The organism is Pseudomonas sp. CFBP 13727, from assembly GCF_014841915.1.
Lineage (GTDB): Bacteria > Pseudomonadota > Gammaproteobacteria > Pseudomonadales > Pseudomonadaceae > Aquipseudomonas > Aquipseudomonas baltica.
In genome coordinates this window covers 1514154-1525726 of record NZ_JACYUT010000001.1, presented here as the reverse complement: position 1 = coordinate 1525726, position 11573 = coordinate 1514154, and the positions used below count along the sequence as shown (strand labels likewise).

At 62.6% G+C, this 11573-nt stretch carries 9 protein-coding genes; all 9 read right to left on the bottom strand.

The annotated features are described in order from the left end of the window. Nucleotides 1-152: 152 nt before the first annotated feature. Complete coding sequence (gene leuA, locus IFT76_RS06790) at nucleotides 153-1823, bottom strand: 2-isopropylmalate synthase (RefSeq protein WP_192057690.1); 1671 nt, start codon at nucleotides 1821-1823, stop codon at nucleotides 153-155. Between the two features lie 383 nt (nucleotides 1824-2206). Continuing rightward, nucleotides 2207-3028: a M23 family metallopeptidase gene (locus IFT76_RS06785; protein WP_185794069.1), complete on the bottom strand. Its 822-nt coding sequence runs from the start codon at nucleotides 3026-3028 to the stop codon at nucleotides 2207-2209. 3 nt (nucleotides 3029-3031) lie between these two features. Continuing rightward, a complete protein-coding gene (gene xseA, locus IFT76_RS06780; protein ID WP_185794068.1) occupies nucleotides 3032-4411 on the bottom strand; it encodes an exodeoxyribonuclease VII large subunit in 1380 nt (459 codons plus the stop codon). Between the two features lie 93 nt (nucleotides 4412-4504). Further along, nucleotides 4505-5473, bottom strand: a complete 969-nt coding sequence (locus IFT76_RS06775) for a peptide ABC transporter ATP-binding protein (RefSeq protein WP_192057689.1) — start codon at nucleotides 5471-5473, stop codon at nucleotides 4505-4507. Continuing rightward, nucleotides 5473-6441 carry an ABC transporter ATP-binding protein gene (locus IFT76_RS06770; RefSeq protein WP_122479534.1) on the bottom strand — a complete coding sequence of 323 codons (969 nt, stop codon included), beginning with the start codon at nucleotides 6439-6441 and terminating at the stop codon, nucleotides 5473-5475. Before IFT76_RS06770 ends, IFT76_RS06775 begins: the two co-directional genes overlap by 1 nt. Nucleotides 6442-6451: 10 nt before the next feature. Then, a complete protein-coding gene (locus IFT76_RS06765; protein ID WP_049861914.1) occupies nucleotides 6452-7363 on the bottom strand; it encodes an ABC transporter permease subunit in 912 nt (303 codons plus the stop codon). Between the two features lie 10 nt (nucleotides 7364-7373). Continuing rightward, nucleotides 7374-8384: an ABC transporter permease subunit gene (locus IFT76_RS06760; RefSeq protein ID WP_122479533.1), complete on the bottom strand. Its 1011-nt coding sequence runs from the start codon at nucleotides 8382-8384 to the stop codon at nucleotides 7374-7376. Between the two features lie 76 nt (nucleotides 8385-8460). Continuing rightward, nucleotides 8461-10056, bottom strand: a complete 1596-nt coding sequence (locus tag IFT76_RS06755) for an ABC transporter substrate-binding protein (RefSeq protein WP_192057688.1) — start codon at nucleotides 10054-10056, stop codon at nucleotides 8461-8463. Nucleotides 10057-10128: 72 nt separating this feature from the next. Further along, complete coding sequence (locus tag IFT76_RS06750; protein ID WP_192057687.1) at nucleotides 10129-11508, bottom strand: OprD family porin; 1380 nt, start codon at nucleotides 11506-11508, stop codon at nucleotides 10129-10131. Nucleotides 11509-11573: the final 65 nt, after the last annotated feature.

The window sequence follows — 11573 nt, the reverse complement described above, 5'->3', positions numbered from 1 at the left end:
GTTCGTAGGAGCGGTCTGTGGCCGCGAAGGGTTCATGGCGTTATGCCTGACACACTGCGGTGTATTTTTCGCGGCCGATGACCGCTCCTACGCGGTAGCGCAGGCATAAAAAAACCGGCCCTGAAGGGCCGGTTCTTGTGCGACTACCCATATCAGGCAGCTTTCGCTTCCTGCTGGCTCAGCGACCGGTTCAGCGCGCTGAACAGGGCCTTGAAGCTGGCTGTGGTGATGTTTTCGTCCACACCCACGCCATGCACGGGACGGCCACCGGCCACCCGCAGCTCGATGTAGGCTGCGGCCTTGGCGTTGGTGCCTGCGCCGATGGCGTGTTCGTTGTAGTCCATGATCTCGACGGCGATTGGCATGGAGGCGACCAGCGCTTCCAGCGCGCCGTTACCCTTGCCACGCCAGTGTTGGGTTTCTCCGTCACTGTGCACTTCGACGTCCACGGCACTGTTGCCGTTTTCTTCCTGCAACCGATGACTGATCAGCGCGTAAGGCGTGTTGGCCTGCAGATACTCCTTACGCAACAAGGCGTAGATCTGCTGGGCGGTCATCTCGAGGCCCAGGCGGTCGGTTTCACCCTGTACCACCTGGCTGAACTCGATCTGCATGCGGCGCGGCAGGCTGATGCCGTATTCCTGTTCCAGCAGGTAGGTGATGCCACCCTTGCCCGACTGACTGTTCACGCGGATGACTGCTTCGTAGCTGCGACCGATGTCGGCCGGGTCGATTGGCAGGTATGGCACCTCCCACAACGTGCCTTCCTTCTGCTGGGTAAACCCCTTGCGGATGGCATCCTGGTGCGAGCCGGAAAACGCGGTGTGAACCAGATCGCCCACATACGGATGACGAGGGTGCACCGGCAACTGGTTGCACTCTTCGACCACCTTGCGGATGCCGTCGATATCGGAAAAATCCAGCTCGGGATCGACGCCCTGGGTGTACAGGTTCAAGCCGAGGGTCACCAGGTCGACGTTACCGGTACGTTCGCCGTTGCCGAACAGGCAGCCTTCGACGCGATCCGCGCCGGCCATCAGACCCAGCTCGGTCGCAGCCACGCCGGTGCCACGGTCGTTGTGCGTGTGCAGGCTCAACAGCACGCTGTCGCGACGGTTGATATGGCGGCCGAACCATTCGATCTGGTCGGCATAGATGTTGGGCGTGGACACCTCCACGGTGGCCGGCAGGTTGAGGATGACCTTGTTCTGCGGGGTGGGATTCCACACCTCGATCACCGCATCGCAGACTTCCTTGGCGAACACGAGCTCGGTGGCGCTGAAAGTTTCCGGGGAGTACTGGAAGGTCCACTGGGTTTCAGGCTGCTGGGCTGCGTATTTGACGAACAGCTTGGCGGCATTTACCGCGATGTCCTTGACGCCCTGCTTGTCCTGGTTGAACACGATCTTGCGGAAGGACGGCGACGTGGCGTTGTACAGGTGAACGATGGCCTTCTTGGCGCCCTTGAGCGATTCGAAGGTGCGCGCAATGAGGTCTTCGCGGGCTTGGGTCAACACCTGAATGGTCGTGTCGTCCGGGATATGGCCGTCTTCGATCAGGGTGCGCACGAAGTCGAAATCGGTCTGCGACGCGGAAGGGAAGGAGGCTTCGATTTCCTTCACGCCAACGGCGACCAGGGTTTTCCAGAAGCGCAGCTTCTTGGCTGCGTCCATGGGCTCGATCAGCGACTGATTGCCGTCGCGCAGGTCGGAGCTGCACCAGATAGGGGCCGCGGTGATGGCTTTCGACGGCCAGGTGCGGTCGGGCAGGTCGATCGTCGGGAACGCACGGTACTTCTGCGACGGATCTTTGAGCATGGACATGGTGAAAATCCTTGGTGAGCAGCCTGGGGAAAGGGCCTGCCGGTCATTCGAATGGTGAAGAGGCGAGGCGACGCGTTTCAGCCAGGCAGTCGTGCACTGACCAGGCAGAGGCTGCGGTGTTGGCGGAGCTGGATGAGGGTGTGTGCAGTGTTCATGACCCCAACCCTAACCAGTGGGGTGAAAAATGGCAAGGGTATTGAGAAAAATGGTAGGAGAGTTGGGTATCTTGGGGCAGGCGATATTTTATTGCTGAATATTTGGAAAGGGGTGCCAGAGATTGCGTGGCTTTAAGGGGCGGCGCAATGCGCTGGGTCGACGGTGCGGCCTTCGCGGGCAGAGCCCGCTCCCACAGGTCAAGCAGTGCTGAGAGGATTTCCGGTGGGTCAAGGCTGAAAGGCGTTGATGAAGATCGCCGGATCGACCCGCGCATCGTTGAGGCTGATATTCCAGTGCATGTGCGGTCCGGTCGCGCGGCCGGTGGAGCCGACCCGGCCGACCACTGCACCGCGTGCCAGGCTTTGCCCGACCTTCACGTCGATCTTGGACATGTGACAGAACATGCTGATGAAGCCCTGCCCATGGTCGACGAACACGGTGTTGCCATTGAAGAAGTAATCACCCACCAGAATCACCTTGCCATTGGCAGGGGTCTTGATCGGCGTGCCGGCCGGCACCGCGAAATCCAGGCCCGAGTGCGGATTGCGCTCCTCGCCGTTGAAGAAACGCCGCACGCCGAACTTGCTCGACAGCGGTCCGCTGACAGGCTTGTCCAGCAGCAGGTTGCTCGGCGTGCCAGCGCTGAAGCTGCGATAGGCGCGCAGCTGCTCGGCCAGTTCGCCGTCGATGCGTTTGATGTCGGCCGGGTTGGGGTTGACCTGCCGTGTATTCTTCAAAGTGATGCGCTGTTCCGGGTACTGTTTGCTGCCCACCTGAAAAGCGACGGTGCGCCCGGCCACACTCAGCTGCGCCGGGCCCGGCTTGACCGTCAATGGAATACCTACGATGGCCCGCCAGGTGCCTTGCTCGTTGACCACCAGCACCTGCCTGCCATCGTAGGTGGCCTTTGGTGCCTGGCTGGCGCTGCCCAGATCGACCACCGCCACGCCGCCGGGCACCGGTTTGTTCAACAGCCGGGTGATGTAGCTGTCCGCCTGGGCGAACGAAGACAGGCATATCAGCAGGGCGACAACGAGAAAACGCGGCATGGATCAGTCCAGTAGGGAAAGGGTAACGGGCGTGAGGTGATTGTCCTCGACGCGCACTGCAAGCTCGCCTTCGCCCAGCCTTGCGATCAGGCATTGACCGCGCTGGGTCTGCTCGGCGCTGCGGATGGCCTGGCCCCGCTCATCGAGCAAGATGCTGTAGCCGCGTCCGAGGGTCGCCAATGGGCTGACCACGTGCAGGGTCTGCACCTGGCTCTGCAGCAACAGACGACGCGCCTTGAGGGTGTCGCGCATGGCCCGCGGCAGACGCTCGGCCAGGCCATCCAGGCGCTGTTTGAGCAGCCGCAGGACTCGGTCCGGGTGCTGCCCGGCAAGCCGCGTCTGCAACTGTGCCAGGCGGTGCGCGCGCGCAGTCATCTGCCGTTCGAAGGCGCGGCGCATGCGCATGTCCAGGTCGTCCAGGCGCTGTGCCTGTTGGCGCAGACGTTCGCCGGGATGGCGCAGGCGGCGGGTCAGCCCTTCCACACGCAGGCGTTCGTGGGCCAGGCGATTGTGCATGCGCAACACCAGGCGCCGCTGCAGGCTGTCGAGTCGGCGCTGCAGGTCGCCGGCATCCGGGGCCAGCAGTTCGGCAGCTGCCGAAGGAGTAGGGGCACGTACGTCGGCCACGAAGTCGCTGATGGACACGTCGGTCTCGTGGCCTACGGCACTGACGATCGGCGTCACACAGGCATCGACGGCGCGCGCCACGGCTTCTTCGTTGAAGCACCAGAGGTCCTCCAGCGAACCGCCGCCACGGGCGAGGATGATCGCGTCGAACCCGCGCGCATCGGCCAGGCGCAGGGCGCGGACGATCTGAGCGGTGGCTTCGCGGCCTTGCACGGCGGTCGGGATCAGGGTCAGCTGGATCTGCGGGGCGCGGCGACGGAATACACTGATGATGTCGCGGATCACCGCACCGGTCGGCGAGCTGACGATCCCGATGCGTTGCGGGTGAGCCGGCAGCGCAACCTTGCGCTCGCTGCTGAACAGGCCTTCGGCATCGAGCTTGACCTTGAGCGCATCGAACGCCATGCGCAGCGCGCCGTCGCCGGCAGGCTCCACGGTATCGAGGATCAATTGATAGTCACCACGGCCTTCGAACAGCGAGACCTTGCCACGCACCTTTACCGCTGCGCCGTCCTTGAGGACCTGGCGCACGCGTTGGGCGTTCTGCCTGAACAAGGCGCAGCGTACCTGCGCACCACTGTCCTTCAGGGTGAAATAGACGTGGCCGGACGCCGGACGCGCCAGGTTGGAGATTTCACCTTCGACCCAGATGTTGCTGAAGACGTCTTCGAGCAATACGCGGGCGCGGCCATTGAGCTGGCTGACGGTGATGACCTCGCGATCGAGGTTGAGGCGGGCGAAGGGGTCTTTGATCATGTTCGGCATCATAGAGACATTCGTCTGCGGATGCACTGGGAGGAGGGGGAGGGTAAAGGCCTCTTCGACAGTGAGCGAAGAGGCCTTGAAGCGTTACAGGAACTGTTCGGCGTAATGACACGCCACTTGCCGCGTATCCACCGGCCGGAACGCCGGTATTTCCGTGCTGCAGCGTTCGGTGGCGTACGGGCAACGCTTGTGGAATGCACAGCCCGACGGGGGATTCAACGGGTTGGGCAATTCGCCGACGATCTTGATCTTGGGCTTGAGCGGATCGGGCTTGATGGTCGGCGTTGCCGACAGCAGGGCCTGGGTGTACGGGTGCAGAGGCCGGGTGTAGATGTCCTCCTTGGGCCCCATTTCCGCTGGCCGGCCCAGGTACATCACCAGCACCTGATCGGCCACGTGACGCACCACCGCCAGGTTGTGTGAGATGAACACGTACGCAGTGTTGAACTCCTGCTGCAGGTCCATGAACAGGTTCAGCACCTGCGCCTGGATCGACACGTCGAGTGCCGAGGTCGGCTCATCGGCGACCAGCACCTTTGGCTGCAGCATCATGGCACGAGCCAGGGCAATACGCTGGCGCTGACCACCGGAGAACATGTGCGGGTAGCGCTGGTAGTGCTCGGGCCGCAGGCCGACCTGTTGCATCATGGCCTGGACCTTCTCGCGTCGCTCGGCCTTGCTCAGCGAGGTGTTGATGAGCAATGGCTCACCCAGCTGATCGCCGATCTTCTGCCGCGGATTGAGCGAGGCATAAGGGCTCTGGAAGACCATCTGCACGTCCTTGCGCAATTGCTTGCGCTCGGCCTTGGTGGCACCTGAGACTTCCTGGCCGGCGATCTGCAGCGACCCGGACGAAGGCTCTTCGATCAAGGTCAGCGCGCGAGCCAGGGTCGACTTGCCGCAGCCCGATTCACCGACCACGGCAAGGGTCTTGCCGGCTTCGAGCTCGAAGGACACGCCATTGAGGGCGCGCACCACGGCATCAGGCTTGAACAGCCCGGCCGAGACGTTGTAGTGGCGAGTAAGGTCGCGGGCGGTCAGTACGACGCTCATTACGCCACCTCCTGATTGAGTGGGTAGAAACAGCGCGCCAGGCTCTGGGTTTTCTGATCCAGGGCAGGGCGTTCGGTACGGCAGTTTTCACGCACGTAGGGGCAGCGTGGCGAAAGCAGGCAGCCCTGCGGACGGTCGTAGCGGCCCGGGACGATGCCGGGCAGGGTGGCCAGGCGTTCGGCGCCCTCGCTGTGCTCGGGGATGGCCATCAGCAGCGCTTCGCTGTAGGGGTGCGCAGGGATATCGAACAGTTGCGGCACATGGCCCACCTCCACCGCCTGGCCGGCGTACATCACGCACACGCGCTGGGCGGTTTCGGCCACCACGGCCAGGTCATGGGTGATCAGGATCAGGCCCATGTTCTGCTCTTGTTGCAGGTTGAGCAGCAATTCCATGATCTGCGCCTGAATGGTCACGTCCAGGGCAGTGGTGGGTTCGTCGGCGATCAGCAGCTTGGGTTCGCCGGCAATCGCCATGGCGATTGCCACGCGCTGGCTCATGCCACCGGACAGTTGATGGGGGTAGGCATCCAGACGGCTTTCCGCCGCAGGAATTTCCACCTTCTTGAGCAGTTCCAGGGCCCGCTGGCGCGCGGCCTTGCCGGACATGCCCAGATGCTGGCGCAAGACCTCCTCGATCTGGAAGCCCACGGTGTAGCTTGGGTTCAGGGCGGTCATCGGATCCTGGAAAATCATCGCCAGGTCCTTGCCGACCACCTTGCGCCGTTGCCGTGCGTTGAGCTTTAGCATGTCGTGGCCGTCGAACAGCAGCGAGTCGGCCGTGACGATACCGGGCGCGTCGATCAGGCCCATCAGGGCCATCATGGTCACCGACTTGCCCGAACCCGACTCGCCGACGATGGCGAGCACTTCGCCCTTGTCCACGCTGAGGTCCAGCCCGTCGACGACCGGCACAGCCTTGGCGTCGCCAAAGCGCACGTTCAGGTTGTTGATATTCAAAAGTGACATGGTCGGCTCCTCAGGCGGCGTTCTTGAGTTTGGGGTCCAGCGCATCGCGCAGCCCGTCGCCCATCAGGTTGATTGCCAGCACGCTGAGCAGAATGGTCAGACCCGGCAGGCTCACCACCCACCAGGCGCGTTCGATGTAGTCCCGCGCCGAGGCCAGCATGGTGCCCCATTCCGGCGTCGGCGGTTGCACGCCCAGGCCCAGGAAGCCCAGCGCAGCGGCGTCGAGAATCGCCGAGGAGAAACTCAAAGTGGCCTGCACGATCAGCGGCGCCATGCAGTTGGGCAGCACGGTAATGAACATCAGGCGTGGCAGCGTTGCCCCGGCCAGCCGCGCGGCAGTGACGTAGTCGCGGTTCAGTTCACCCATCACCGCAGCGCGGGTCAGGCGCACGTAGGATGGCAGCGACACCACGGCAATGGCGATCACGGTGTTGATCAGGCCAGGGCCGAGAATGGCGACGATGGCCACTGCCAGCAGCAGCGACGGCAGCGCCAGCATGACGTCCATCAGGCGCATGATCGACGGCCCGAGGATGCGTGGGAAAAAGCCGGCCAGCAGACCCATGAGGATGCCCGGGATCAGTGACATCACCACCGACGAAAGGCCGATCAGCAGCGACAGCCGCGAACCCTGGATCAGGCGCGAAAGCAGGTCGCGGCCCAGTTCGTCGGTGCCCAGGATGAACTGCCACTGGCCGCCTTCCAGCCATACCGGCGGGGTCAGGAGAAAGTCGCGGTACTGCTCGCTGGGGTTGTGCGGTGCCACCCAGGGCGCGAACAGCGCGCAGAAGACGATGATCAGCATGAACACCAGGCCGGCCACGGCGCCCTTGTTCTTGGCAAAAGCCTGCCAGAATTCTTTGTACGGGGAGGGATAGAGCAGGCTCTGATCCACCGCTACCGTTTCGATTTTCGTAGTCATGGATAGGGTCTCAGCGCTGATGACGGATGCGTGGGTTGGCCAGGCCGTAGAGGATATCCACGACGAAGTTGACCAGGATCACCAGGCAGGCGATCAACAGGATGCCGTTCTGCACGACGGGGTAGTCACGGGCGCCGATGGCCTCGATCAGCCACTTGCCGATGCCCGGCCAGGAGAAAATGGTTTCGGTCAGTACCGCACCGGCCAGCAGCGTGCCGACCTGCAGGCCGAACACCGTCAGCACCGGAATCAGCGCGTTGCGCAGGCCGTGCACGAAGACCACGCGGGCCGGCGACAAGCCCTTGGCGCGCGCGGTGCGCACGTAGTCCTCGCGCAGGACTTCGAGCATCGAGGAACGGGTCATGCGCGCGATCACCGCAAGCGGGATGGTGCCCAATACGATGGCCGGCAGAATCAGGTGATGCAGCGCATCCCACCAGGCGCCTTCGTCTTCGCTGAACAGCGTGTCGATGAGCATGAAGCCGGTTTTCGGCTCGATGTCGTACAACAGGTCGATGCGCCCGGAGACCGGCGTCCAGCCCAGGGTCACCGAGAAGAACATGATCAGGATCAGGCCCCACCAGAAAATCGGCATGGAATAGCCGGCCAGGGAGATGCCCATGACCCCGTGATCGAACAGCGAGCCTCGCTTGAGTGCAGCGATTACCCCGGCGAGCAGGCCCAGAATGCCGGCGAAGATCAGCGCGGCAATGGACAGCTCCAGGGTGGCCGGAAACAGTGCGGTGAACTCGGTCCACACGCTTTCACGGGTCCGCAGCGACTCGCCCAGGTTGCCCTGGGCAAGGTTGCCGATGTAGTCCAGGTACTGGGCATACAGGGGCTTGTTCAGACCCAGGCGTTCCATCGCCTGTGCGTGCATTTCGGGGTCGACCCGACGCTCGCCCATCATCACTTCGACAGGGTCACCGGGAATCAGGCGTATCAACGCGAAGGTCAATAGCGTGATGCCGAAGAAAGTGGGGATCAGCAATCCCACACGTCGGGCAATAAAACTAAACATCGTGCGTAGTACCTCATCAGCCGGTTAGGCATGCCCCGCGTCCGCCCGGATGGGCGCCGAAGCGGGGCGTCTTTTTCTACTTCACCTGGGTGGTGGCGAAGTTATTATTGGTCATCGGGCTTATGTGGAAGCCTTCGACGTTCTTGCGCATGGCCGAGAACAGGCGTGGATACGCCAGGCTCAACCAGGGTTGCTCTTTGAGAAAAATGACCTGTGCCTGTTCGTAGAACGCCGCGCGCGCTGCCGGTTCAGTGGCTTCGCGGGCCTTGTTCACCAATGCATCGAACTCCGGGTTGCACCAGCGAGCGGCGTTTTCGCCGTTCTTCGCCGCTTCACACGTCAGGTTCGGGCTGAGAAAGTTGTCCGGATCGCCGTTGTCGCCGGCCCAACCGTAGAAAGCCAGGTCATGTTCGCCCAGTTTCAGGCGCTTGATCAACTCGCCCCACTCCAGCACGCGAATATCCAGCTTGATGCCTACCTTGGCCAGGTCCGCCTGGAGCAGCTGCGCCGCCAGGCTGGAATTGGGGTTGGTCGGGCTGCTGCCATTGCGCGCAAAAATGGTGAACGACGTACCTTCCGGAACGCCGGCTTCCTTGAGCAGCGCCCGGGCCTTGGCCGGATCGTAGGGCAAGTCCTTCAGGGAATGATTGTAGCCCAGCAAGGTGGTCGGGTAGGGGCCCACGCCCGGCGTTGCGTTGCCTTCGCCGAACAGCGTACGGACGAAGGTCTGCTTGTCGAAGGCCATCTGGATGGCCTGGCGCACGCGCACGTCGCTCAGGTACTTGTGGGTGGTGTTGATGGCCACGTAGCTGGTCATCAGGGCGTCCATTTCCGCGATCTTGAGCTGCGGGTCGGCCTTGATGCCCGGCACGTCGTCCGGCTTGGGGTACACCGCGACCTGGCATTCATTGGCGCGCAGCTTCTGCGCCCGCACGTTGTTGTCCACGGTGATGGCGAAGATCAGCGGGTCGGCCGGTGGCTTGCCGTTGTAATAGTCGGGGTTGGCCTTGTAGCGAACCTGAGCGTCCTTGCTGTAGCGCACGAACACGAAGGGGCCGGTGCCGATCGGCTTGCTGTTCAGCTCGGCGGTCTTGCCGGCCTTGAGCAACTGGTCGGCATATTCGGCGGAATAGATCGAGGTGAAGCCCATTGCCATGTTGCGCAGGAAGGGCGCCTCTGGGCGCTTGAGCACGAAACGCACGGTCAGCTCATCAAGCTTGTCGATGCTCTGGATCAACTCACCCATGCCCATTGATTCGAAGTACGGATAGCCCATGGTCGACTTGTCATGCCAGGGGTGGTTGGCATCGAACTGGCGCATGAAGCTCCACAGCACGTCGTCGGCAGTGAGGTTGCGGGTCGGCTTGAAGTAGTCCGTGGTATGGAACTTCACGCCCTCGCGCAGGTGGAAAGTGTAGGTCTTGCCGTCTTCGCTGATGTCCCAGCTTCGTGCCAGGCCGGGCTGGATATCGGTGCTGCCCGGCGTGAAGTCGACGAGGCGGTTGAACACCGTTTCGGCTGAGGCGTCGGCCGTCACCGCACCGGTGTACTGAACGATATCGAAACCTTCGGGACTGGCTTCGGTGCAGACCACCAGCGGTTTGGCACTGGCGCCCAGGCTCATGCCGAGCAGGGCGGCGGCTACGGCAGCCTTGAGTGATAGCGTTTTCATCGTTGCCCTCGCAATCGCACGTAAGCGTAGTCGCTGCCCGTGATTCGGCGAACCACGGGCAGCGCTCGCCGATCAAAAAATCTGGAACGGAATGGTAGTGACGATGCGCAGCTCGTTGAGGCTGCCATCGACCTGATTGGCGCTGGCGCGGTGGGCACTGTAGGTCGCGCGAATGGTGCTGGCCTTCAATGGCCCGCCCTGCACGGCGTATGAGGTGCCGAAGCCGTACTCGTAATGGCTTTCGCCGTCCTGAGCCTGAATGCCGTCATAGCCGCCACCCTTGTAGCGCGTGCCATCGATGCCCCAGCCGCGCGCGGTGTAGACGCTGAACTTGAGCCCCGGTACGCCATAGCTGGCCATGTCCAGCCCGTAGCCGACCTGGAACGATTTTTCGTTCGGGCCGTTGTAGTCGGAGAACAGCGAGTTGGCCAGGAAGATGGCGTTGGTCTCGTGCAAATAGTCGAAGTATTCGTCGCCGTTCACTTCCTGGAAGGCCAGGGTCAGGCTGTGCGCCTTGTGCGTCGCGGTCAACGACAGGCTGTAGGTGTCGTTGTCGATGGCACCCATCTTGGCGCTGCCCGCATCCTTGGTCTTGTAATAGTTGAACCCGGTGCTCAGGCTCAGTACCGAGGCATCCCCCAATTCATGGGCTGCGCCGAAATAGTACTGGTTCCAGAGATCCTTGACGTTGGACGCGTACAGGCTGGTGGTCAGGCTTTTCAGCGGCTGGTAGTTGAGGCCGAAGATGTTGACCTGATCGGTAGTGGTGCCGTTGCCGTACTCGGTCCTGAATTTGCTCAGGCCCTGCTCGGTGCGCGGCGACACCCGGCTGAACGTACCGAGGTCGAAATCGAGGTTGTCGAACTCGGCGCTGTGCACGCTGACACCCTCGAAGCTGGAGGGCAGGGCACGGTTGCCGATGAAGGCCAGCACCGGTGTGTTCAGCGATTGCCGCCCGGCGGTCACCACCGTGTTTGAAACCCGTGCCTTGAGGTTGGCCAGGCCTGCCTTGGTCCACTGGTCGACCACTTCGCCGTCGTGGTCGGTCAGGGTGCGGTTGCCGCCGCCAGCCACGCGGCCTTTGCCTTGCTCCAGAGCCACGGTGTTGTAGGCCGCCACTTCGGTACTGAAACCTACCGTGCCTTGGGTAAAGCCCGAGGTGTAGTTGACGATGGTGCCCTGTACCCAGGTGTCGCGGCTGCCGGTGCGTTCGGTGGCGCCGTTGCCTTTGTTGATGCCCCAGGTCAGGCCGCGCTTGCCTTTTTCCTTGGCGAACCAGTTGCGCGTCGAGCCGGTCAGGCTCGAGTCCTCGATGAAGCCCTGGGCTTCATCCTGGGCGCTGCTGGTCTTGACGCTGAGAGGGACGAAAGCCTGGCTGACTTCTTCGGCCAGGGCCAGGGGCGTGAAACCGCTCAAGGACAACGTGAGTACTGCTCTCTTGGTGATTTTCAACTGAAGCTCCTTACATTTTTTGGTTTTATTGCCGCTTTATCGAGGCGGCTTGTGCCCAATCCATG